Source organism: Actinomadura rifamycini DSM 43936 (assembly GCF_000425065.1).
Lineage (GTDB): Bacteria > Actinomycetota > Actinomycetes > Streptosporangiales > Streptosporangiaceae > Spirillospora > Spirillospora rifamycini.
This window is the reverse complement of record NZ_AULB01000030.1, coordinates 13,455-37,130: the sequence shown is the minus strand read 5'-3', so window position 1 is coordinate 37,130 and position 23,676 is coordinate 13,455. Positions and strand designations below refer to the sequence as shown.

The 23,676-nt window shown below is 75.4% G+C and carries 17 protein-coding genes; 6 read left to right on the top strand and 11 right to left on the bottom strand.

Going from position 1 to position 23,676, the window contains the following annotated elements:
- Nucleotides 1-2 precede the first annotated feature (2 nt).
- The 3 genes from H505_RS0126465 to H505_RS0126455 form a co-directional block, all read right to left on the bottom strand.
- A complete protein-coding gene (locus tag H505_RS0126465; RefSeq protein ID WP_026404389.1) occupies nucleotides 3-743 on the bottom strand; it encodes an ABC transporter permease in 741 nt (246 codons plus the stop codon).
- A gap of 10 nt (nucleotides 744-753) precedes the next feature.
- Entirely contained in the window at nucleotides 754-1,662 is a 909-nt protein-coding gene (locus tag H505_RS0126460; protein WP_026404388.1) for an ABC transporter ATP-binding protein, read from the bottom strand.
- A gap of 110 nt (nucleotides 1,663-1,772) precedes the next feature.
- Nucleotides 1,773-2,957, bottom strand: coding sequence for a Cmx/CmrA family chloramphenicol efflux MFS transporter (locus H505_RS0126455; RefSeq protein ID WP_026404387.1), 1,185 nt, complete (start codon nucleotides 2,955-2,957; stop codon nucleotides 1,773-1,775).
- A gap of 426 nt (nucleotides 2,958-3,383) precedes the next feature.
- Here H505_RS0126455 and H505_RS0126450 point away from each other — a divergent pair, with 426 nt between their 5' ends.
- Nucleotides 3,384-5,063 (top strand): MinD/ParA family ATP-binding protein, encoded by a 1,680-nt coding sequence (locus H505_RS0126450; RefSeq protein ID WP_026404386.1) that lies wholly within the window; start codon nucleotides 3,384-3,386, stop codon nucleotides 5,061-5,063.
- Nucleotides 5,064-5,077: 14 nt separating this feature from the next.
- Here the strand turns inward: H505_RS0126450 and H505_RS0126445 are convergent, their stop codons facing one another.
- The gene (locus H505_RS0126445; protein WP_157433136.1) at nucleotides 5,078-5,854 is read right to left on the bottom strand and encodes a hypothetical protein; all 777 of its coding nucleotides are present in this window, start codon (nucleotides 5,852-5,854) and stop codon (nucleotides 5,078-5,080) included.
- 302 nt (nucleotides 5,855-6,156) lie between these two features.
- Here H505_RS0126445 and H505_RS44495 point away from each other — a divergent pair, with 302 nt between their 5' ends.
- Nucleotides 6,157-6,648, top strand: a complete 492-nt coding sequence (locus tag H505_RS44495) for a hypothetical protein (RefSeq protein ID WP_064743711.1) — start codon at nucleotides 6,157-6,159, stop codon at nucleotides 6,646-6,648.
- A gap of 23 nt (nucleotides 6,649-6,671) precedes the next feature.
- Here H505_RS44495 and H505_RS48095 read toward each other — a convergent pair whose 3' ends face one another.
- Nucleotides 6,672-8,099 carry a DUF1266 domain-containing protein gene (locus tag H505_RS48095; protein ID WP_051301192.1) on the bottom strand — a complete coding sequence of 476 codons (1,428 nt, stop codon included), beginning with the start codon at nucleotides 8,097-8,099 and terminating at the stop codon, nucleotides 6,672-6,674.
- Between the two features lie 82 nt (nucleotides 8,100-8,181).
- Nucleotides 8,182-9,120, bottom strand: coding sequence for a DUF6177 family protein (locus H505_RS0126430; RefSeq protein WP_026404384.1), 939 nt, complete (start codon nucleotides 9,118-9,120; stop codon nucleotides 8,182-8,184).
- Between the two features lie 182 nt (nucleotides 9,121-9,302).
- Between H505_RS0126430 and H505_RS0126425 the strand changes: the two genes are divergently transcribed.
- The 3 genes from H505_RS0126425 (at nucleotide 9,303) to H505_RS44485 (ending at nucleotide 13,210) form a co-directional block, all read left to right on the top strand.
- Nucleotides 9,303-10,502, top strand: a complete 1,200-nt coding sequence (locus H505_RS0126425; RefSeq protein WP_026404383.1) for an acyltransferase family protein — start codon at nucleotides 9,303-9,305, stop codon at nucleotides 10,500-10,502.
- Between the two features lie 57 nt (nucleotides 10,503-10,559).
- Nucleotides 10,560-11,990, top strand: a complete 1,431-nt coding sequence (locus H505_RS0126420; RefSeq protein WP_034519934.1) for an LCP family protein — start codon at nucleotides 10,560-10,562, stop codon at nucleotides 11,988-11,990.
- Nucleotides 11,991-12,211: 221 nt separating this feature from the next.
- Nucleotides 12,212-13,210: a glycosyltransferase gene (locus tag H505_RS44485; protein ID WP_245592634.1), complete on the top strand. Its 999-nt coding sequence runs from the start codon at nucleotides 12,212-12,214 to the stop codon at nucleotides 13,208-13,210.
- Nucleotides 13,211-13,313: 103 nt separating this feature from the next.
- On the opposite strand, the gene H505_RS0126410 is transcribed toward H505_RS44485, so the two are convergent.
- Nucleotides 13,314-16,634 (bottom strand): hypothetical protein, encoded by a 3,321-nt coding sequence (locus H505_RS0126410; RefSeq protein ID WP_026404381.1) that lies wholly within the window; start codon nucleotides 16,632-16,634, stop codon nucleotides 13,314-13,316.
- 150 nt (nucleotides 16,635-16,784) lie between these two features.
- Nucleotides 16,785-18,290, bottom strand: coding sequence for a sulfatase family protein (locus H505_RS0126400; RefSeq protein WP_199747922.1), 1,506 nt, complete (start codon nucleotides 18,288-18,290; stop codon nucleotides 16,785-16,787).
- Nucleotides 18,291-18,427: 137 nt separating this feature from the next.
- On the opposite strand from H505_RS0126400, the gene H505_RS44480 reads away from it, so the two are divergent.
- Nucleotides 18,428-19,900 carry a family 43 glycosylhydrolase gene (locus H505_RS44480; protein ID WP_051301190.1) on the top strand — a complete coding sequence of 491 codons (1,473 nt, stop codon included), beginning with the start codon at nucleotides 18,428-18,430 and terminating at the stop codon, nucleotides 19,898-19,900.
- 10 nt (nucleotides 19,901-19,910) lie between these two features.
- Here the strand turns inward: H505_RS44480 and H505_RS48090 are convergent, their stop codons facing one another.
- Genes H505_RS48090 through H505_RS0126380 form a run of 3 tightly spaced genes read right to left on the bottom strand, consistent with a single transcriptional unit; the run spans nucleotide 19,911 to nucleotide 23,645 of the window.
- The gene (locus H505_RS48090; protein ID WP_051301189.1) at nucleotides 19,911-21,479 is read right to left on the bottom strand and encodes a glycosyltransferase family 39 protein; all 1,569 of its coding nucleotides are present in this window, start codon (nucleotides 21,477-21,479) and stop codon (nucleotides 19,911-19,913) included.
- Nucleotides 21,460-22,440 carry a glycosyltransferase gene (locus H505_RS44470; RefSeq protein WP_051301188.1) on the bottom strand — a complete coding sequence of 327 codons (981 nt, stop codon included), beginning with the start codon at nucleotides 22,438-22,440 and terminating at the stop codon, nucleotides 21,460-21,462. Before H505_RS44470 ends, H505_RS48090 begins: the two co-directional genes overlap by 20 nt.
- A complete protein-coding gene (locus tag H505_RS0126380) occupies nucleotides 22,437-23,645 on the bottom strand; it encodes a hypothetical protein (RefSeq protein WP_125617211.1) in 1,209 nt (402 codons plus the stop codon). The genes H505_RS44470 and H505_RS0126380 overlap by 4 nt, the downstream gene beginning before the upstream one ends.
- Between the last annotated feature and the right edge of the window lie 31 nt (nucleotides 23,646-23,676).

Below are 23,676 nucleotides of genomic sequence, written 5' to 3'. Positions count from 1 at the left end.
ACCTACTCCCAGCGGAAGTACCGCGCGGCCAACCCGCCGGCGGCGACCGTCCACCCCAGCATGACGGCCACGTGCAGGAGCTGCGGCCAGTCGCCGGCGGCGGCGTCCTGCAATGATTGCACGCCGGCGCCCAGCGGCGTGAAGTCGCTGATCGTCCGCAGGACGTCGTTCATCTGGTCGCGCGGCAGCCACAGGCCGGCGAAGAACAGGATCGGGAAGAACAGGACGCTCCCGGCCGCTCCGGCGCTCTTGCCGTTCGGCACCAGGGACGCCACGAGCAGCCCGAGCGCGAACATCGCCGATGCGCACAGCAGGTACGCCGCCAGGTAGGCCGGCTGCCGCTCCGGCAGCCGCACGTCGAACGCCGTCCGGGCGATCGCCAGCACGAGCAGCATCGTCACCAGCGACATGAGCAGCGACACCAGCAGCTGCGCGCCGAGCATCACCGCGGGCCGGACCGGTGTCGTCCGCATGCGCCGCAGGACGCCCTTCTCGCGGTTCACCGCGAACTGCTGCGGCAGGCCGTTCATCGCGAGCATGGCGATGCCCATCGCGACGAGGATCGGCGCGTACAGGTCGATGGTCCGCAGCCCTCCGAACTGCTCCTGCGGTTCGCGGAAGTCCGGGACCAGGCCGAGGACGACGAGCAGCAGCGGAGGGAACGCGAGCGTGAAGAACACGCCCACCGGTTCGCGGAAGAACAGTTTCATCTCGGTGGCGGTCAGCCGGGCCAGTGCGGTCATGGTCGCCTCCTCAGGCGTCGATGGGGCGGCCGGTGAGGGCCACGAACGCGTCGTCCAGCGAGACCTGCTCCACCCGCAGGTCCGCCGCCGTCACGCGGTGGCGGGCGAGGACGGTCGTCACCGCGAGCAGCAGGTCCCCCGTGCCGGTCACGACGAGCTGCCCGCCCGCCCGCTCGACCGACGCGACCTCCGGCAGCGCGGCCAGCACGGCGTGGTCCAGCGGCGCGGACGGCCGGAACCGGAGCCGCTGCCGGTCGTCGACCCGGGAGACGAGCCCCGCCGGGGTGTCCACCGCCACGACCCGTCCGGCGTCGATCACCGCCAGCCGGTCGCAGAGCCGCTCCGCCTCCTCCATGAAGTGCGTGACCAGCAGGATCGTGACGCCCCGGGCGCGGATGTCCTCGATGAGCGCCCACGTGTCGCGGCGGGCCTGCGGGTCGAGGCCGGTCGTCAGCTCGTCCAGGACGGCCACCCGCGGACTCCCGACCAGCGCGAGCGCGATCGACAGCCGCTGCTTCTGCCCGCCCGACAGCCGCCGGAACTGCGTGTTCCGCTTCTCCGTCAGGTCGAGCGTGTCGAGCAGCGCCCGCCAGTCGGCGGGCGCCCGGTAGAACGAGGCGTACAGCTCCATCGCCTCGCCGACCTTCAGCTTGTCGGGCAGTTCGCTCTCCTGGAGCTGCGCGCCGAGGAGCTGCCGCAGCTCGCCGCCGTCCCGCCGCGGGTCGAGGCCGCACACGCCGATGCGCCCGCCGTCCGGGCGCCGCAGCCCCTCGATGCACTCCACCGTCGTCGTCTTGCCGGCCCCGTTCGGACCCAGAATCCCGAAGATCTCGCCCTGCTCGACGGCGAAGCTCACCCCGTTGACCGCGGTGTGATCGCCGTAGCGCTTGACGAGGCCCTCCACCTCGATGATCGCCATGGCACAAGCGTCGCCTCCGGAACCCCGCCGCCGGATCGCCCGCGCGGTCCGCGGCGGCGGGGTGTTCGGCGGAGCCGGGCATCCACCGAACGGTGGATGCCCGGCTCCCCCTACGCGGGCTCGCGTTCCCGGTCCGCGTCGGCCGGGGCGGGGGCGAGCACGTGCCGCGTGGGGAGGGCGATGAGCAGGGCGACCGCGACCAGTGCCCCGCTCGTCCACAGCGGTCCCAGGTTTCCGGAGCCGCCGCCGAGTGCGGCCGCCGCCGCGAGGGGGCCGGCGACGGCGCCGATGTTGAGCGCCGCGGTGGCGTAGGCCCCGCCCATCGTCGGCGCGCCCGCCGCCTCGTACAGGACGCGCGCGATCAGCGTGCCGCCCACCGCGAACGACAGCGCGCCCTGCGCGAACACCAGGACCAGCAGCGCCGCCGGGTACTCGGCGAGGACGGCCAGCGCGGGCCAGCCCGCGAGCAGCAGCGGCCCGCCGACCGCCGGCACCAGGCCCGGGCGCCGGTCCGACAGCCGTCCGGCGACGGACACGCCGGCGAACGACCCCGCGCCGAACAGCGCCAGCACGACCGGCACCCACAGCGCGCCGAGCCCCGCCGTGCCCGTCACGACCGGGCCGAGGAACGTGAAGCCCGCGAACGTCGCGGCGTTCACCAGCGCGCCGAGCCCCATGACCAGGACGAGCCGCGGCCGCCGCAGCCACGCGAGCTCGGCCCTGAGGGGCGGCCCGTCCGCGCTCTCGCGCGCGGGGCGCGGGAGCCCCCGCAGGATCCCGGCGGCCGCCGGGAGGCAGAGCGCGGCGACCGCCCAGAACGGGGCCCGCCACCCCAGCAGCGCGCCGAGCAGCGCGCCCCCGGGCACCCCGGCGACCGTCGCGGCCGTCGTCCCCGACAGCAGCACCGCGACCGCGCGCCCCTTCCGGTCGGACGGGACGAGCGCCGCGGCGGTCGTCATCGCGACGGCCAGGAAGCCCGCGTTCGCGAGCGCCGCGACGACCCGCGTCGCGAGCAGGACGGTGAAGCTCGCGGTGACGGCGCCCGCGACGTGGGCCGCGGCGAACACGAGGACGAACGCGAGCAGGCTCGTCCGTCCGGGCCGGTTGCGGGCGAGCGCGGCCATCAGCGGCGCGCCGGCGACCATCCCGACGGCGAACGCCGAGGTCAGGGTGCCCGCGGTGGCGACGGAGACGCCGACGTCGGCGGCGATGTCCGGCAGCAGGCCGGCGAGCATGAACTCCGAGGTGCCCATGGCGAAGACCGCCGACGCGAGCAGGTAGAGCGGAAGAGGCATCGAGTGGCTCCGAGGTGAGGAGAGGTACGAGACGACGTCTCGTCACCGCGGTCAGCCCACGGGCGCACTCGTCCGGCCGCATGCGCGGCGGGACGGACTCAGTGGTGCAGGGGGCTGACGGCGTGACCGAAAGCCCCCACCTCAACCGCCTCGGGGCCTGCCATGTCCCGCATGCTAACCGACCGTTCGAGCCCTGGGTTCCCCGGGAGTCGGGCGGGACGGCGGCCGGACGACGGGCGGTTCGCCACGGCCTCCCCGGCCCGCCGGGCGTCGCCGCCGACGTGGGCGTCCGGACGGGTGACGGTGCCGCGATGTACCTGGTGCCCTGTGGTAGGGAAGAGTGCGAGCCCTTCCGAAACGGGCTCGGCGCGGGCCCGCGGTGTCTCCGCGGTCTCATAGGCTTGACCTTCGACGAGAGGGGGGCGGATGTCGGATCCGAGCTGGCAGCACTCCGTACTGCGCGACCTCGGCGTGTCCCAGCGCGGTTTCACGGCTCTGAAGGAGGCTCCGCCGCTTCCGGCCCTGTCGGCGGAGGGGGCCGACACCGGTTCCCAGGACGCCGCGCCGGCCGCTCCGCCCGCGCAGCACTCCGGGCCGCAGCCCGTCCAGCCGCAGGCCGACGCGCCCGCACCGCCCATGCCGCCCGCGCAGCCGCAGCCGCAGGCCGACGCGACCGTGCAGCCGCCCGCCGACGCGCCCGCGCCGCCCGCGCCCGTCCCGCAGATGGACGCGCCGGCGCCCGCGCCCGTCCCGCAGCCGGTTCCCGAGCCGCCCGCGCCGCAGCCGCAGCCGCAGGCCGAGGCGCCCGTCCCGCCGCCGCCCATGCCCGCGCCCCCGGCGCCCGCACCCGTGCCGCAGCCGGACGCGCCCGCCGCCCCGGCGCCCGTGCCGCAGGCGGCCCCCGAGGCGACCGCGCCGCCGCAGCAGCAGCCGGCCCCGGCGCCGCAGCCGCAGGACGCCACGGGGCAGCAGGAGGCCGCGGAGCCGCAGCTGCACGAGCCGGAGCAGCCCCCGCCGCCCATCGAGGACGAGTTCAGCTGGGAGGCGGCGATCTCCCCGGTCGGGCACATGGCCGCGCAGGCGCCGGGGATGGCGCAGGCGCCCGGTGCCGAGGAGGACGTCGCCGAGGAGGACCGGACGCCGCCGCCCGGTTCGGGCCCGCCGCCGGTCCCGGCGCCGCCGCAGCAGCAGCACGCGGGCGGCGCGGTGCCGATGGCGCACGAGTTCGTCCGCAAGGACCAGCACGGCGACGCGTTCATGCGCCGGATGGGGCGCGGCGTGAAGAAGGTCGTCGGCGGGTCCGGGGCGGTCAAGAACCAGCAGGAGATCTCCGAGTTCCTGCAGCGTCCGGTGCCGGGCTACCGGCAGGTGACGGTCGTGAGCGTGCGCGGCGGCGCGGGCAAGACGACGATGGCGGCGCTGCTGGCGACGGAGCTGGCGCGGCACCGCACCGACCGGGTCCTGGCGATGGACGCCGACGCGGAGCTGGGGTCGCTGCCGCTGCGGCTCGGGGTGCGGTCGGAGCTGTCGCTGTTCGACATCGCGGGCAAGCAGCCGCGGACGTTCGAGGAGGCCGCGCAGTACCTGACGCGGACGCCGTCCGGCCTGTGGGTGCTGCCGGCGACGCGCGGCGGGCGGATCGCGGGCGAGTTCACGCTGGAGACGTTCGAGGCGGCGTTCAGCGCGGTCAGCCGGTTCATCTCCCTGGCGGTGATGGACTGCAGCGCCGGGATCCTCACCGAGCTGCACCGGGGGATCCTGGGCCGCACGCACAGCGTCGTCCTGGTGACGCCGGGGACGGTGGACGGCGCGCTGAGCGCGCGCGGGGCGCTGGAGTGGTTCGCGGGGCACGGCGGGCAGCGGGAGCTGCTGTCGCGCGCGGTGATCGCGATGGTGACGCACGCGCCGCAGGTCGGGGCCGACCTGGAGCGGGCGTCGCAGATGCTGACCGCGTGGGGCACCCCGGTCATCCACGTCCCCTACGACCGGCACATCGCGACGGGCGCCGCGATGGACATCGCCAAGATCGGCGAGGACACGCGGGGCGCGGTGTCGCGCGTCGCGTACGAGGCGTTCGGCCGGGCGCTGGGCGTCCCGACGCACTGACGCCGGGACGGGCGTCAGTCGGCGAAGCGCAGGGTGTTGGTGACCTCGACGCCGAGCTCGCCGGCGGTCCCGTAGACGTCGCCGTCGCGGCCGCCGGGGGAGCGGCCGTCGGCGTAGTACGACTGGGCGTAGACGACCTGGTCGTCCAGCGCCCAGGTGCGGGTCCAGTAGGCCGGCTCGGCCCGGGGGCGCGGGAGCCCGCTGTCCTCGGCGGGGGTCAGCAGCTCGGGCCAGCCGTCGGACGTCGTGGCCTCCTTGACCGCCTCGGCGTCCGCGGGCGTCGCGAACCGGAGGATCGACACCGCGGTGATGATCTTCTTGGCGGGGTCGGCGTAGACGGCGGAGTTCATGGCGCCCGCGCACGGGTGGTCGCGCAGGACGGCCTGGAGCTGCGCGTTGGCGCGGCCCACGCAGGACTGGGTGCGGGTGCCCGCCCGGGTGAACGTGGTGCCCTTGGCCGTCTCGAGGGTGGGGCCGAGGATGCTGAAGGGGTCCGAGGACGACGCGCGCGTCGGCGCGTCCGTCGGCGTGGACGGCGCCCGGGACGCGGGCGGGACGGTCGTGGCGGTGACGGCCCGCTCGTCGTCGCCGCTCTCGATCACGAGGAACGCGCCGATGGCGGCGATCGCGACGACCACGACCGCGCCGAACACCAGGAGCGGGATCAGCAGGCCGCCTCCGCCGCGCGGGGGCGGGGGCGGCGGCATCGGGGGGCCCGGCGGGAAGCCGTGCGGGGGCCCGGGCGGGCCGGGAGGGGGTCCCGGCTGGCCGGACCAGGCTGGGCCGTTCATGATCGCTCCGGGGGTGTCGCGAAGGGGTCGGATCAGACTAGCGGCAGGTGGTGCCGGTTTTCTGGGAGTACCGGGCAACGTGCGATCTTCGTGCCGGTGGCCCGGGCACGCCGCGCTGCTCCTAGGCTGGGGTGGACGGGCCGTCCGCGCCCTGGCGGTGCGGACGGTGCAAGGCGTCTCGTAGGCTTGCCCGGGAGAGGGGAGGCAGGTGTCCGACTCCAGCCGACTGCGGACGGGCGGGCGCGTCAGCGCGCGGCCCGGTTTCCGCCTGCCCTGCACGGTGCCGACGATCGGACGGATCGATGAGCACTGACCTGGTCGCCCTGGTGCGGCGGCGCCCCGACGTGCACGCCATCGCGGACGGTCTGATCGCGATGGGCGAGCCGCTGGAACTGCGCGGCGGGCAACCGGCCGCGATGCGGCTGCACGGCCCGGACGGGCGGCTGCTCGTCACCGTCGAGGACGCGGTGCAGGTGTCGGTGCACAGCGAGATCGGACGGCTGCTCGGCCCCGAGTTCGCCGAACGGGTGAAGGCCCCGGTGTGGTGGGTGGACGTCCGCGCGGTCGCCGACGTGCCGGAGGCCGCCCGCGTCGCCCGCCGGTTCGCCGACTCGCTCGTCCACTGGCTCGGCGGCGCCGTCTACCCGGACGGCGAGCACGACGGGCCCGCGCTGAGCTGGAAGGCCGGCGACGCCGCGGCCGGCGCCGCCGGGACGACCGGTGCCACCGGGACGGCCGGCGGCCAGGGGACGACCGAGGGCGCCGCGTACCAGGGCGGTGCCGTGGGCCGCTGACGCGGCACGTCCGGGCGGGCCGGTCAGGCCCAGTCGCGGGTCAGGTCGAGGTCCCAGGGGACGATGTTCCACGGGCTGCGCGGCTCGGCGGCGAGCGCGCCGATGAGCCGGTCGTACTCGTCCTGCGCCTGCCCGCCGCCGCCCGACCACAGCAGCCGCCCCTGCAGGTAGCACGTCGCCATGTCGTGCCACGACGTGTACCGGCGCTGGATGTCGAGGGCGAGCGGCAGCATCCGCTCCCAGCAGTACTCCTCGGTCAGCCAGCCGACCATGTGCCCCCACCGGTACAGCATGAGCGCGCGGCCGTAGTCCCAGATGAGGAACCGGCCGACGTTCGCGCGCAGCGCCGGGTCCGCTAGGGTCTTCAGCCGGTGCAGCTCCTCGGCGGCGTGGCCGCGGTCGTTGAACAGCCGGTGCAGGAACTGCGCGAGCTCCGCGCCCTGCTCGCTGAGGTCGGCGCCCGGCTCGTCCCGCAGCAGCGGCGGGACGAGGCCCGCGTACGCGTCGCCGCGGTCGCCGTACCGGACGCGCACCAGCGCGATGAGCCGCTCCACGAACGGGGGTTCGAGCATGTCGCGGGCGATGAGGCCGTCGACCTCGCGGAGCAGCTCGGCGTACTCCTCCTGCTCGGCGGGCGGCCGGGCGGCGAGCTCCGCGTCCTGCGCGAAGTCGGCGCGGTGCCCGTCCTGGACGAGCCAGTTCACGGCGCCGAGGAGCTGTTCGAGGTCGTAGGCGCCCCACGGGTCCTGCAGCAGTTCGAGGGCGGTGCGGCGGTCGGCGGCCGCGGCGGTCTCGCCGGGCGCGGCGCCGAGCCGGTCGATCCGGAACCCGTTGACGGCGCCGTAGGGGGCGCCCGCGCCGATGATCCACTGCTGGACGGGCGTGAGGCCGGCGCCGTGCGTGAGGACGCCGGGCAGGTCGGGCGCGGAGATCAGCTCCCACAGCCGCCGCTGGAACTCCGCGGCCTGCCGCTCCTCGGCCTCGAAGAACCCGGCGACCTGCCTGCGCAGCGACGGGTGGCGCACGTAGAGGCGGCGGAAGAACCGCCCGTTCTTCCACACGAGGTGCTCGGGCCGCAGCTCGCCGAACGGCACGCGCGTCCGCCGGTGGACCAGGGCCCGGTCGGTGAAGCGGACCTCGAGTTCGGGCCACAGGGCCGCGACGGGCGTGAACCGCAGCAGCGTCAGCAGCGCCAGGACCGTGCCGAACATGAGCGCGCCGGGGGCGAGCGCCCAGCGCGCGGCGTCCGCCAGTCCGGCCAGGGAGAGGACGGCGCCGGTGAGCAGCAGCGTGACGCCGCCGATGCCGAGCGAGAGCGACCACCCGGTCAGCAGGATGGGGGACCCGTCGATCCGCAGGACCGCCGCCTCGCCGTCGAACTCGAACGCCCCTTCGGCGAGGGTGCCCTCGACGGCCCGCTCAAGCGCGTCGAGCTGACCGGGCTGTCCCATGCAGGGGACGCTACATCATCCCTTACGGGTAGATCATCGGCTCTCTGCGGCGAATGATGTCGGACGGCCCGTAAATCCGGTTTCAGGCGGACTGGAGGTGCTGCATCAGCATGCTGTGCCGCTGCCAGCCGTCCGCGGACCGGCCGTCGCCCAGCGGGAAGAACGTCAGCGGCGCGCGCTGCGGCCCGACCTGCTGCCCGGGGATGCCGCTCGGCCCGGACATCTGCCCGGCGACGGCCAGCGCGACCGGCGACGTCTGCCCGGTCCAGCGCGGTTCGGTCGTCAGGTCGGCGCGGCCGGGCGTGTGCTGGACGAACATCGACGCGACCGGGCGGTCGGCGGCGAGCGCCCCGACGAGGGACGGCAGGTGCTGCAGGGGCGGCGGGTCCTCGGGGCCGTACCCGACGGTCACGGTGGTGACCTCGGCGACGCCGCCCTCGACGGCCCGGAAGTCGCACATGGCGAGCGCCGCGCGCGGCCCGGCCCCGCCGACCAGCAGCCGGACGTTGGAGCGGCCCTTGGCGAGCAGGGTGAACGCGTCGCCGCGCCACCGGTTGCCGAGCGGCTCGTCGGTCCCGAGGCTGGCCGGGGGCTTGCCGGTGAGGAGCTGGAGCAGGCGTTCGACGGCGCCGGACAGGTCGGCGCCCGCGTCGTGCCGCAGCCGGTAGACGAGGCTGAGCTGCGCCCCGATCGGCGCGGTCGGCCGGGTGGTGAACCCGGGCGCGTAGTCGCGGGCCTCCGGCACGGGCACGAACGTGCCGCCGTCCCACTTGAGCGGCCGCCCGCTGAGGCCCTCGTAGTAGCCGTCGCCGTTGCGGACGACCCACTGCACGGTGGTGCCGTCGGCGGCGGTGCGCAGCGGCAGCGACAGCCGGGACTCCAGGGGCGTGACCAGCTGCAGCGTGCGTCCGCTCTCGGCGCATTCGCCGACCGTCTCGGCCAGCCACGGGCTCAGCGGCACGACCGGCCGGTCCTGGAGGACGACCATGGCGCGGTCGGTCAGCGCGTCAACGATGCTCATCTTCTGAAGAGTCTAGTCATGCCCCCACGAGCGTTGGCACAGTGTCCGAAACCCGGCGCGGACCCCCTCTCCGGACCTAGACCGATTCGACCCTCCAGGGTGACGCCCTCCCGGTCGCCGCGTCCGTACCTTCCTGTTCCGTGACCCGCCGCGGGACGGCGGCGGAAGGAAGGACGCCCCGGATGCGAACACTGGCCGCCTTGGCGGGGGAGCTGGACGCGCGGACCCCCGCCCACCGCGACCGCGCCGTCGACGGGCTGCGCGCCCTCGCGCTGCTGACCGTCCCCGCCGGGCACTGGCTCGTCGGCGGGTTCACGCTCGACGCGGAGGGCGGGCTGCGCAACGCGAGCCCGCTGAGCACCTTCGGCGGGCTCGCCCCGGCCTCCTGGTTCCTGCAGACGCTGGGCATCTTCTTCCTGGTCGGCGGGTACGCGTCGGCGCTGTCCTACCGCCGCCGCCAGGGCACCGCCCGCGCCTGGCTGGCCGAGCGCATGATGCGCCTGGGACGTCCGGTCCTGGGCGTCACCGCGGTGTGGGCGCTGCTGCTGCCGGTCCTGCGCCACGGGTTCGACGTGCCGGCCGCCACCCTGCACGCGGCCTCCACGCTGGTGGTGCAGCCGCTCTGGTTCGTCGGCGTGTACGCGGTGGCCACGGCCCTCACCCCGTACTGCCTGGCGGCCTCCCGCCGCCTCGGGGCCTGGGCCGCGGCGCCGCTGCTGCTCTCGGTCGCCGCCGTCGACGCCCTCCGGTACGGGCCGCTCGCCGACGCGGTGCCGTCCTGGCTGAGCCTCCTCAACCTGCTGCCCGGCTGGATGTTCGCCTACCAGCTCGGCGCGGCCTGGGCGGACGGGCGGATCGGCCGCCGCGGCGCCCTGGTGCTGCTGGCCGGCGGCGCGGCGCTCTTCGCGGTCCTGCTGCTCGCGTTCGGCTACCCGGCGTCCATGGTCGGGGTCCCCGGCGAGGCGCGGACGAACTCGCACCCGCCGTCGCTGCTCGTCCTGGCCCTCGCCGCGGCCCAGTCCGGCGCGGCGGTCCTGCTCCGCGACCGGCTGGGGCGCGTCCTCGCGCGGCCCGCGCTGTGGGCGCCCGTGGCGGTGGTCAACCTGTGCGCGATGACGATCCTGTGCTGGCACCAGACCGCGCTGCTGGCCGCCGCGGTCCCGGCGTCCTTCGCCGGGGCGGTCCCCGGGCTGACGGAGGCGCCGGTGACGGCCGGCTGGGTCGCGGCCCGGCTCGCCTGGATGCCGTTCCTGGCGCTGCTCCTCGTCGTCATCGCGGCGTGCGCGCGGCGGCTGGAGGCGCCGTGGGGCGGTGTCGGGCCGGTGCGCAGGGCCGCGGCGGCGCTTCTCGCGGCGGGTTTCATGGTCTTCGCGCTGGCCTAGGGCCGACTTTCCCGTGACGAGGGTGGCGGGTGTCCAATCTGTGCTGAAATGTTACGGATGCAGCGAGCCGCCGTGCGGCCTCCCGTCTACTTCGCCGACGAGGACCACGACGCTCCGCCGATACGGGAGTCGCCGGGGCGCGCGTGGCGTGCCCTCGGCTGGGTCTCGATCGTCCTGTCGGCCGTGCTGGTGATCGGGAGCCTGACCGCGTACGGGTTCTGGCGGCGGCTGGACGGGCGCATCGACCGGGAGGACGTCCGGGGGCGGCTCGGCGAGAACCGGCCCGCGAAGCTGAACGACGCGACGAACATCCTGCTCCTCGGCTCCGACAGCCGGGAGGGCGCGAACTCCCGCTACGGGGTCGAGGAGGGGCGCCGCTCGGACACGACGATCCTGCTGCACATCTCGCCGGGCGGGAAGGGCGCGATCGGCCTCAGCTTCCCCCGCGACTCGATGGTGGACATCCCCGCGTGCGAGACCGACCGGCGGACGGTCCCGGCCCGCTTCGGCATGATCAACTCGGCGTTCGCCGAGGGCGGCCCGGCCTGCACCTGGCAGACGATCGAGGCCCTCACCAAGATCCACATCGACCACTACGTCGAGGTCGACTTCGCGGGGTTCACCCGGGTCGTGGACGCCCTCGGCGGCGTCGAGATCTGCGTCCCGCGCAAAATCGACGACCCGAAGGCCGAACTGCGCCTGGAGGCCGGGCGCCAGACCGTCCGCGGGGAGCAGGCCCTCGGGTACGTCCGGACCCGGTACGGCTTCGGCGACGGCTCGGACCTGGAGCGGATCAAGCGGCAGCAGGCGTTCATGGCGTCGATCGTCAAGAAGGCCACCGACGGCAGCATGCTGACCGACCCGAAGCGGGTGTACGCGTTCCTGGAGGCCATCGCGAGCTCCATCCGGACGGACGAGGAGATGACGCTCTCGGTCATGCAGGACCTCGCCACCGGACTGCGCGGCATCAGCGCCGGGAACGTCCGGTTCGTCACCGTCCCGGTGCAGGCGTACCCGCAGGACACCAACCGCGTCCAGTTCGACAAGGCCCGCGCCGAGCCGCTGTTCGCCGCCGTCCGCGAGGACAACACGGTGCCCGAGCCCGAGCCGCCGCCCGCGAAGAAGGGGCCCCCGCCCGTCCAGCCCGCGCAGGTCAAGGTCGGGGTCTACAACGGGACGGGCTCGTCCGGGCTCGGCAAGCGGACGGCCGAGCAGCTCGCCGGGCGCGGCTTCGACGTCGTCAAGGTCGGCAACGCGGACCGGACGTACGCGAAGACGGCGATCCTGTACGGCGAGGGCGCGCAGCGGCAGGCGGAACGGCTCGCGGTCGCGCTGCCGGGGCACCCGCCGCGGCCGTGGAAGAAGGCGAAGCCGGGCTACGTGTACCTCGTCGTCGGCGCGGACGGCGCGAAGGTCCGGGGCGCGAACCCGGTGCCGAAGGTGGCCGGAGAAGTTCGGGCAGATCAGGACATATGCGCAGCCGGCTAACCGGACGTACGGTAACGACGTGGTGTCTCCCGCGTCACCCCGGTATCCTCGCCGCGGGCAACCGCCAACCGCACTAAAGCGTCACATGTAGGACGGCAGCTATACCCCCTCGACCCCACCGACCCCCCTCGGAGCCGCCTCCCCGCATCTGGCTCTGCCCAGCGTCACGGCCCCCCACCCCGGAAACGGACCGCATGCAGCCCGAGCCATTCACTCTGCTCATGACCGTCTACGGCGGTGACCGGGCCGAGTATGTCAAGGACGCCTTCCGGAGTGCGGTGCACGACCAGACGCTCCGCCCGGACCAGGTCGTCCTGGTACAGGACGGCCCGATCGGGCCGGACGTCGCCGCCGCCCTCAAGGAGCTCGTCGCCGGCAGCCCCGTCGAGGTCACCTACGTCGCCCTCGAGCACAACCGCGGCCTCGGCCCCGCGCTGGACGCCGGACTCCAGGCCGCACGGCACGACATCATCGCCCGCATGGACGCCGACGACATCGCCATGCCGCACCGCTTCCGGCTCCAGGTGCCGCTCGTCCGGTCGGGCGCCGACCTCGTCGGCGCGGGCCTGCTGGAGTTCGGCACCGGCATCGACGACGTCGTGGGCCGCCGCATCCCGCCGAGCGACCCCGAGGACATCGCCCGCTACTCCCGGCTGCACGACCCGTTCAACCACCCCACGGTCGTCTACCGGCGCAGCGCCGTCTGGGCCGTCGGCGGCTACGGCGACCTGCCGCTGATGGAGGACTACTGGCTGTTCGTCCGCATGATCGCGGCGGGCGCCCGGATGGTGAACGTCGCCGAACCGCTCGTCTACTACCGCGTCGGCGACGGCGCCTACCAGCGCCGCGGCGGCCGCGACCTGCTCCGCTCCGAGCTGCGGCTCCAGCGCGAGATGCGCCGCGAGGGGTTCATCAGCGCGTCCCAGTACTGGCGCAACGTGGTGGTGCGGGGCGGCTACCGGCTCGTCCCCACCGCCATCCGCAAGCCGTTCTACCGCGCGATCGTCGCCACCTACGGCGACCGCCGCAACCGCGAACGCGAGGCGGCCGGCGCCAAGGCCGCCATCGAGGCGGCCCCCGCCGGACCGGTCGACGCGGGCGCACCGGAGAAGCGCGCGTACGTCCCGCGGCACGCCCGCCCGCCCGCGCCGGACGACGAGCCGGCGGCGTGGCCGCTGTCCGCCCCGCCGCCCGAGCAGCCCGGCCGCCGGACGGGCTGACCTGGGGCTGACCTGGGCTGATCACCGCGGAAACGCGAAAGGCGGCCGCCGGACGGATGCCGTCCGGCGGCCGCCGATCGACGCGGCGGCCGCGCCTACCCGCTCACCGCTCCCACAGGACCGGCTGCGCGCCGTTCGCGTCGACGTTCTGCCCCACGCCGAGCACCGTCTCCCCGAACGGGGCGAGCCCGGTGATCTCCTGGTCGCCGTCGCCGCCGAGGCCGGTCCCGCCGGGCTTCGCCGCCTCCCAGGACGTCCCGTCCTTCGAGGTCAGCGACACCACGTCGGCCGAACCGGACGCGGTGCTCCGCGCCGCCGCGGCGAACCCGTCCGGCGTCGCCGTCAGCGCCGTCATGCTGATCTTCCGGTCGTCGCCGGGGACCGGCAGGTCCTTCCAGGTCTTGCCGCCGTCCGCCGACGTGTAGCCGATCCAGACGAGCCCCTGCTGCGTCGCCGCGATCCCCGCGGCGACGAGCGTGTCGCCCTTCGCGGCCACATGCGTCAGGTGGGCCTCGCTGACCCCGCTCGGCACCGGCAGCGACTTCAGCGTCCACTGCTTGCCGTCGGCCGACGACCACACCGCCGGGTGGTTGCCCTGCGCGTCCCGGTGCCCGCCGACCGCCACGAACCCCGACGCGGGCGCGGCCACGTCCAGCATCCACTTGAAGGCGTCGGACGTGCCCTTCAGCGCGTTCGCGTCGGCGCCGGTGCCCTTCTCCCACGACTTCAGGTCGCTGGAGGACCAGGCGGAGGCGGAGAAGCCGTGCGTGCCGACGACGACGTACCCGGCGGGGCCCGCCGCGACGCCGCTGGTGGTCGGCGCGCCCTCGCCGTCGGGCCGGAACGCCGCCGCGGAGTCGGCGGCCTGCCAGGTGGCGCCGTCCTGCGAGGAGACGACGAGGGCCCGCTTGGGCGCCGTCTGGTCGTAGCCGACGGCGACCCAGCCGGACTTGCCGGAGGCGACCTCGAGCAGCCGCTGCGGGCCGGGGCGGGTGAACGCCGCGCCGAGGCCCTGCGCGGGCTTCCACGTCGCGCCGTCCGCGGACGTCCACGCGGCGGCGTCGCCGGACGCGCTGCCGACGGCCACGGCCAGCGCGTCGGACCCTGCGACGGCCTGGACGGCGTGGTCGGGCCGGATCACGCCGGGGATCTTCGCGAGGTCGATCGGGACCGCCTGCCCGTTCGCGTCCCACACGGCCAGCAGCGGGTCCATGTCGCCGCCGCCGGGCTCGCGGCCCACGAGGACCGTCTGGCCGTTCGCGACGGCCGCGCCGGTGACCTCGCGGCCCGGCTTGGCGGGCGCGGTGCCCGCGGCCTTCCACGTGGTGCCGTCCGGGCTGCTCGACAGCAGCACGTCGCTCCCGCGCGCGACGAGCGCCGTGTAGCCGTTGGCGTCGCCGAGGATCCGGCTGGTCGACCGGTAGCCCTCCCCGGCGATCTTTCCGGCCTTCGTCCAGTTCTGCCCGTCCTTGGAGACGAACGCCTGGCCGAACATGGTGTCGCCGTCCTTCATCTCGCGGACGGCCAGGAACCCGGCCTGGCCGCCGCCGATGATGAGGCCGCGGCTGCCCTTGGGCACCGGCACCTCGGACGTCGCCCAGGTGCGGCCGCCGTCCTGCGAGCTCCACACCTTCCGGTACTGCGGGGGCTTCTTGTTGTCGGGCTTGATGAGCGCCTCGAGCAGGACGACGTCGCCGCTCGCGGTGATCTCGACCAGCGAGTACGACGCCTTCTTGACGTTCAGGCCGATCTGGTCGCCGACGCGGGCTTCCCAGGCGCGCCCGTCGGACGACAGCCACACGGCCGACTCCGCGTCGCTGAAGTCGCCCTTCGCGGACGTCGCGCCCATGGCGATGTAGCCGCCGCCGGTCGCGACGATCCGGTCGACGCGGTTGCCGCCGTCGAAGACGTTGCCGACGGCGTCGGGCTGCCGCGTCCAGCTCTGGCCGTCCGAACTGGTCCAGACGGCGCCGCCGGTCGGGCCCGCGCCGATCGCGACCCAGCCGGCCTGGCCGCCGCCGACGGCCTGCGGGGTCGCGTTGCCCGCCGCGCCCTCGACGGTCGCGGACTTGAACGTGCGGCCGCCGTCGGCCGACACCAGGAAGATGCCGCGGGTCGCGCCCGCGCCGGTCTCCGCGCCGACCGCGACGACCGTCTGGCCGACCGCGGCGGCGCCGCCGAACTCCTGGTCGCGTCCGTCGGTCTGGGCGGACCCGGGCACCGGGAACGCGGCCGCGGCGAGCTTGGCGTCACCGCCGTTCGACGGGCCGTCGTCGCCGCCGAGGAACGTCACGACCGCGTACCCGCCGCCCGCGATGACCGCGGCGGCGGCGAGCCCGGCGACGCCGATCAGCAGGCCCTTCTTGCCCTTCTTCTTCTTGGGCGAGCCCTGCTGCGGGGTCGTGCGCCACGGCTCGTCGATCTGCGGCGGCGGCGCCGCGGGACCCGGCTGGGCGGGCGCGTTCGGCGCGGCGGGCCCGGCGTTCGCGCCGGGCACCTCCTGCGCGTAGGGGAACGGCTGCGGGGAGGGCGGCTGCGCGGGCGGCTGCTGGCTCGGGACGCCCGGGATCTCCTGCGCCCACGGGAACGGCTCCGGCGCCGGGGTCGGCGCGGGCGGACCGTGGGGCGCCGCGCCGTTCGCGGGCGGCTGCTGGCTCGGGACGCCCGGGATCTCCTGCGCCCACGGGAACGGTTCGGGCGCGGGCGGCTGCGCCGGGGGCTGGGCGGGCGGCTGCGCGGTGCTCGCGCCCGGAACCTCCTGGGCCCACGGGAACGCTTCGGGCGGCGGGGGAGCGGCGGGCTGCTGCGCGCCGGCGATCTGCTGGGTCTCCGGCTCGATGGGCTGCTCGGCGCGGGTGGCGTCGGCCGGGACCTGCCAGTCCGGCTGCGCCGGCGGCTCGGGCGGCTCCGCCGGCGCCGGGGACGGCACCGGCGGCGCGGGCGGCTGCTGGCCCACCTGCATCGTCTTGTCGGCGTCGACGACCTCGGGGCCGACGATCATCGTCGCGTCGCCCTCGACCGCGCCGGACGCCCCGCCGCCGGACGCGCCCGCGGAGTCGTCCGACCAGGCGGAGGTGTCGGCGACCGTGTGGTCGGGCGCCTCCCCGGCGTCGCCCGCGCCGGGGAACGGCGGCAGCGGCGGCGGCTCGGCGGCGGACGCGGACTCGTCGTCCTTCTTGAAGATCTGCGTGCGCATCCCGCTCAGGTCGAGGTCGCTCACCGTGCGGTTGGTGTCCTCTTCCGGCTCCTCCGGGAGCGGGGTGCCGAACGGCGGCAGCGATGCGGGCTCGGGCAGCAGCGGCTCGGCCCCGCTCGGCTGCTCGCCGTCGTTCAGCCACTGCGGCGGCGGGGGAGCCTCGCCCGGCTGCCCGGCGTCGGGCCGCCCGCCCTGGTGGTCGTCGTCCGGGGTTCCGGTTGCGGTCACACCTGCACTCCAGCCTCTGTCATGTGCATGCCGCCTGCATGCGCGTCGTCGTCTGCACCGTCATGCCGTACGCGCGGGGGCCGTACTCACCGGCGATGATAGCGGCGCATACGGGACGGAACTCCCCGCCGGACTCCCCGCCGGACCGCCCTAGCCGCTCCGCCCCGCCGCGCCGCACGCGCTCCCCGCGCACCTGGTCAGCGCGTAGAGGCGCGCGGTGAGCGTCCGCAGTCGTTCGGGGGGCAGCGTCGCGGCGATGTTGGACAGGTGGTGGGGGTCGCGGGTCAGGTCGTAGTACTCGCGCTCGCCGTCCGCGTACTCGACGTACAGCATGTCGGTCGTCCGAAGCGCATTGTAGGTCGTGGGAGCGCCGGGCAGGGCGTCCTGCCGGTCGGGATCGAGTTCGGAGTACGCCGGCTTGACGTGTTCGACCAGCGCGGTGTCCCGCCAGTCCGCGGGGGCGTCGCCGCGCAGGAACGGGGCGAGCGAGCGCCCGTCGGTCGCGGCGGGCACCGGCGCCCCGGCCAGTTCGAGGAACGTGGGCGCCATGTCGGTGTTCTGCACGATGTGCGAGACCCGCCCGCCGCCGCCGATGCCGGGGCCGACGAACACGAACGGCACCCGGACGTCCACGGTGTAGGGGGTCATCTTGCCGCCCGCGAGCCGGTGCTCGCCCATGTGGAACCCGTTGTCCGACCCGAACACCACCACCGTGTCCTTCTCGATGCCGAGCTGCTTCACCGTGGCGCGGATCTTGCCGAGCATCTCGTCCACGGCCTGCACCATGCGGACCCGGTCGCGGAACCCGGCGTCGATCCGCTCGATCTGGCGCGGCCCGAGCTTCTTGTGCAGCCGCAGCCACGCGGGCTTGTCGCTCACGTCGGCCTCGTTGAACGCCGGCGTGCGCGGCGCCTTCAGGTCCGGGAACAGCTTCGCGTGCCGGGGCGCGGGGACGAACGGGCCGTGCGGCGCGAACGTCGACACCTGCATGAAGAACGGCTGCCCGGAGGCGTGCGAGCGCTTGATGAAGTCCAGGCTCTTGTAGGAGAGGACGTCCGTCATGTAGTCCTGCGGCTCCTCGCCGTAGTGGACGATGCGGCCGTTCTCGTTCAGGTTGTAGCCGAACTCGGGGTAGCCGTTCCCGGCGACGTACCACTCGCTCCAGCCCGGCGGCACGTTCGTCGAGCCGGTCCCGGGGTCCTGCGGCTGGTAGCCGTTCATGTACTTGCCGAGCATCGCGGTCCGGTACCCGGCCTTCTGCAGGCCGTTCGCGAACGACTTCTGCTCGCCGCCCTCCCGCTGGAAGACGCCGTAGCCGCCGAGCGGCGGGAAGTTCGTGCGGACGTTCGTGTTGTGCGGGTACTGCCCGGTGAAGAAGGTCGCGCGGGACGTGCAGCAGAGCGAGTCGGCGACGAGGAAGTTGTCGAACGTGATGCCCTCGGCCTGCATCCGCTGCACCTGCGGCATGTGCGCGACGAGCTTCCAGGAGAGGTCGTCGGTCAGGACGAACACGATGTTCGGCTTCGCGGCGGCGGGCTTCTTCGGCGCCGGGCCGCCTTCCTTCTGCGGGAAGCCGAAGCAGCCGCTCAGCACCAGCATGCAGAGCGCGAGCAGGGCGGCGGGCACACCGCGCCCGAGCCGGCTTCTCTCTTGCAAAGTCGGCCACTCCTCGTGCCGTCGGTTCCGGCGCCCCGGTCTCAGCCGCCGGGGCCAAGCGTAATCGGCCACCGGGTGATTCGCGTGCCGAGTGGTGGTTCGCCGTCGTGTGCCGGTTGTTGGCATGATGCGAGGTGATGTGGAGGACGGGCGGGGCGCCGCGGGCGCGTGGACCGCTGACGCCGCTGTTCGTCGGTGCGGCCGTCAGCGGCGCGGTCGCGCTGGTCGTGGGCCTGGCGGCGTCGTGCGGCCCGGACGGCGGTAAGCCGGACGCGCGGGCCTCGTCGAGCGCGCCCGCGCCGAGCCCGGCCGGGACGGCCGCGCCGATCCTGCCGCCCGGGTACTCGCCGACCGAACCCGTCCTCGACGACTCCTTCGCCGACCCGGCCGCCATCAAGGTGGGCGACACCTACTTCGCGTACGGCACCAACGGCGGCGACGCGATGATGCCGGTCGCGACCGCGCCCGCGCCCGCCGGGCCGTGGACCCGCTCGCCCGGCGACGGCCTCGCCCGCCTGCCGGCCTGGGCCGAGTCGGGCTGGACGTGGGCGCCGGAGGTGGTGCCGCCGCAGCGGCAGGGCGACCCGTACCTGCTGTACTTCACGGCCCGCCGCAGGGACGCGGACGTCCAGTGCATCGGCATCGCGACCGCGACGTCGCCCGCCGGACCGTTCGTCCCGCGCGACGGCGACCCGCTGGTCTGCCCCGCCGACCTCGGCGGCGCCATCGACGCGGCGTCGTTCATCGAGGACGACGGGACCCGCTTCCTGCTGTACAAGAGCGACGCCCGCGCCACCGCCGCGATCTACCTCGTGCAGCTGACGTCCGACGGCCTCCAGCTGGCCGCGCCCGCGACCCGCATCTTCGGCCGGAGCGGCGACGAGCCCGTCCTGGTGGAGGCCCCCGACCTCGTGAAGCGCGGCGGCAAGTACGTGCTGTTCTACTCGGCGGGCTGGTACTTCAAGTCGAACTACCAGACCCGGTACGCGGTGGCGTCGTCGGTCTGGGGCCCGTACGAGAAGGGGCCCGCGCCGATCCAGACGACGGACCTGTACGGCGGGAAGGTCGAGGGCCCCGGCAGCGCGGACGTCCTCAGCGACGGCACCGGCGACTACCTGCTGTTCCACGGCATCACCGACTACCACGGCGGGTCGAAGGTGACGCGCCCCATGTACGTGGCGCCGCTCGGCTGGGACGGGGCGCGGCCCGCGGTGCGGGGCGTGACGACCCGGTACGAGGCCGAGGCGGGGCGGCTGAACGGTTGCGTGTCGGCGCTGCCGCGCCCGAACGCGTCCGGCGGCAAGGCGGCGGGCCCGTTCGCGCGCGACGACTGCGCCGTGGACGTCCGGGTGTTCGCGCCCGTCGCCGGGCAGTACACGCTGCGGCTGCAGTACGCGAACCGGTCCGGCGACGAGTCCGACCTGCAGTTCGCGGTGAACGGGACGCCGGCGGGGTCGGTGCGGCTCGACGCGACCGAGGGCGCCGACTGGACGTCCGCCACCGCGCAGGTGCGGCTCGGTGGCGGCTGGAACACGCTCGCGCTGCGCCGCCTCTCCGGCCCCGGGCGCCCCGCGGGCAAGGGGCAGCTCGACTACCTGGAGATCCGGTAGGGCGCCGCGGTCAGCGGCCGGTGCGCTCGAACAGGACGAGCCACCCGCCCCGGAACGTCCAGGTGCGGACCGGGCGCCACGGCCCGGCGGCCTGGACGGCCTGTTCCCGGGCGTCGACGATCGGGACGTGCGGGTCGAGGGAGCGGTGGTTCATCACCCACACCCGGTCGTACTTCGCGAGCTTCGGCCCCAGGTCGCGCGGGCGGACGTCGCGGCCCTTGAGGTTCGCGGCGGACACCGGGTCGACCCGCATGCCCACGTCGTCGAGGCGGCCGAAGACGTCCGGGTAGGCGGCGGCGTTCCACCGCACGACGCCCGCGAGGTAGACGACGGCGTCCCCGGGGCGGGCCTCGGCCGCGACGGCCTCCGCCGCCTTGCGCATGTTCTCCGGGCGGCTCTCCTCGCGGCGGATCATGTCGTGCGCCTGCATGGAGGGGCCGATGAGCGCCGCGGCGGCCACCGCGAGCACCGCGGCGCGGTCGGCGCGGCGGGGCGCGGCGGCGAGCAGCCGCGCGAGCCCCGCGCCGGCGAGCAGCCCCAGCGCGGGCAGGGTGTAGACGGTGTAGCGGTAGTAGAACATCGGGTCGCCGACCATCGACACGACCAGGAGCAGGACGGTCGGCAGGACCAGCCACGGGACGGCGACGGCGGTGAGCGGCACCCCGCGCGGGCTCGTCCGCGCGCGCAGCCCCGCGACCGCGCCGACCGCCGCGACCGCCAGCACGGGCACGACGAGGGGCCGGGACCCGCACACGAACTGCACCTGCGTCCACACGACGTCCCACGACGGCTCGGGCAGCCACTCCACCTGCCGTGTCTGGTGCCGCGCGGCGAGCGCGAACGGGACGAGCGGCGCGGCGGCGACCGCGGTCGCGGCCAGCCACCGGGCCCAGAGGCCGGGCGCGGCCCGCAGCGCGAGGAGCGTCGCGCCGTGCGCCGCCAGCAGCAGGACGCCGTGCAGGTGCAGGAACCCCAGCGCCATGACCGCCGGGGCGTAGCCCGCGAACCACGGCCACCGCCGCCGCGCGCCCGGCTCGACGCCCCGGACGAGCAGGTACGTCGCGAGCACGGCGACCGCCGCCACCATCGCGTAGGAGCGGGCCTCCTGCGCCCACCGGGACGTCTGCACGGCGACGGCGAACGCCAGCCCGCCGAGCAGGGCCGCGGACGTCCCGTGCAGCCGCCGCGCGAGGACGGCGACGCCCGCGGCGGCGGCCGCCGCCGCGAGGGCGCTCGGCAGCCGCAGCGCCAGCTCGCCCGTCCCGAACGCCAGCACCCACGGCCGCATGATCATGTAGTAGAGGGCGTGAACGAGGTCGAGGTGGTCGAAGACGGCGGCCATGTCGCCGTACGACCGGGACGCCATGCTGATGGTCGCGGCCTCGTCGAGCCACAGCGACGGGCGGCGGATGCCGATCAGGGAGACCGCGAGCGTCAGCGCGGCCGGGAGCAGCGGCAGCAGCGGGCCGCGCGCGAACCGCGCCGCGCGCCCGCCCGGTCCCGCCGCGCGGGCGGGGGCGGGGGCGGGGGCGCTCAGCGAACCGTCGGCCTCGGGAACGTCATGGGGCGTCGCCGTCATGGGAGGGGACCTCGACTCCGATCTCGCGCAGCAGGTCGGCGGTCGGCCGCGGGCGGCCGAACACGCCCGCCCGCGCCCCCCGGACGAGCGCGCGGCGCAGTACCGCGCGGTCCGAGGAGCCGGCGAACGTGCGCGACCAGCGCCGCACCGTGGAACCCGCGTACAGGACGCGTTCCGGCGGCGCCAGCCCGCGGCTGCCGGTGAACAGCCAGATCTTGTTGCGGACCTCGTAGTAGAAGCGGTCGCCGGGATCGGCGTCCGCACCCCCGAACGTTCTGGTCTTGTGGACGACGACGCTGTCCGGGCACAGCAGCCCGCGGCGCCCCCGCAGCAGCCGCGTCGTGAACTCGAAGTCGTCGTTCCACAGGAAGTAGTCGGCGACCGGCAGGCCCCGCGCGCGGACGGCCGCGGCGTCCACCAGCACCGACACGAACGACGCCGACCGGATCGGGACGCATCCCGCCGCGCGCGCCGCCGCCCGCTCCGCCGCGGACGCGCGCGGCTTCGGCCGCGGCGTGTTCATCGGGTGGTCGCGGCCGTCCGTCCACACCACCCGGCTGGCCAGCAGCGTCGCGGGCCCGCCGGGCCCGGCCGTCCGGTCCCGGGCGGCGAGCAGGGCGCGCAGGGCGCCGGGCTCCGGGACGGTGTCGTCGTCCAGCAGCCACAGCAGGTCCGGGTCCCCGGCGAGCGCGCGCGCCATCCCGGCGGCGAACCCGCCCGCGCCGCCGGTGTTGCGCGGCAGCACCAGCAGGCCGGCGTCCGGGAACCGCTCCCGCACCATCGCCGCCGTCCCGTCGTCGGACGCGTTGTCGACGACGATGACGCGGTCGGGCGGCCGCTCCTGCGCGGCCAGGGCCGTGAGGGACTCCGCCAGCAGGTCCCGCCGCCGGTAGGTGACGACGATCGCGGCGACCGTCGCCCCGGGCGCCCGGGGCGTGCCGCGGGCCGCCGGGCCGGTCATCCGCGCCCGCCGGCGGGCCGCCCGGCGGCGCGGCGGGCGGCGCGCTGTAGCGCCGGGGACGGCGCCGCGGCCGCCTGCAGCAGCCGGTCGAGGTTCTCCCGGACGTCCGCGAGCTGCCCGTGCAGGTGCGCGATCCCGATCCGGTCGTGCACCGCGTTGAGCCGCTCCAGCAGGTGCGCCGACACCCCGATGGACGCCGCGGCGATCAGCTCGTCCGGGACGTCGCCGGGCAGCATCCCCCCGGTCGGCGTCCGCGACGTCGTCAGCTCCTCCAGGTCGCCGACCACCCCGTACCCGGCCTCGCGCAGCTCGGCGGCGATGGCGCGGGTGCGGTCGGCGGCCCAGTCCGCGTGCCGGGGCGGCAGGCCCATGGGCGCGCGGTCGGCGGCGGCGGTCCCGGCGGCGAGGCCGCTCCCGATCAGGTGGTCGCGGACGATGCGCTCGTAGTCGCCGCCCAGCGCGGTGCCGAGCCGCCCGTTCAGCCGCCGCAGCAGCTCCGCCTCGACCGCCGACAGCGGTTCCTCGTCCGCGAGGCCCCCGACGTCGCAGCCCGCCGGGTCGATGCCGGTGAGGGCGCAGAACCGGTCCCACAGGACGTCCGGGCCGGAGCCGGGCGCGGGCAGCGTGAGGACGTGCACGCGCTCCTTCGGCACCGCCGACTCCCAGGTCTTCAGCACCCGCACCGGGTCGTGCAGGCCCCAGAACATCGGCCCGAACGGTTCGGGCGCGTCGATGCCGAACTCGACCAGGTCGTCCACGAACCGCTCGAACGTGATGGCGTGGTTGTGGCGGATCTGCTCCTGCCAGTCGTAGATGAGCTGCCAGCCGAGGTCGCGGGTCGCGAACACCACGTGCACGTCGGCGGGCGCCAGCGTCGCCACCGCGTGCCGCGCCTGCGCCGCGGTCGCGCCGCCCAGCAGCCCGTGCGAGAACACGACCGTGGGGCCGTCCCAGTCGCGGGCCCGCTTCGCCATCCGGTCCCACGCGCCGTCCCACGCCGGGTCGCGGTGCCCGCCCCAGCTCATCTCCCGCAGGTCCATGACGGCGCCGAAGTGCTCGTTCGGCCCGGTGACCGGGTGCCCGACGCCGGCGTCGGCGAGCCGCCGCCGGTTCGCCCACAGCGCCCGGTGCAGGAACGCCGCCCCCGCGGTCGGCGCGCCGACGTGCAGGTAGACGGCCTTGCGCCCGTCCCCGCTCTCTGCCATCTGCCGGTTCACCTCGTGCTCGTGTCGGTCG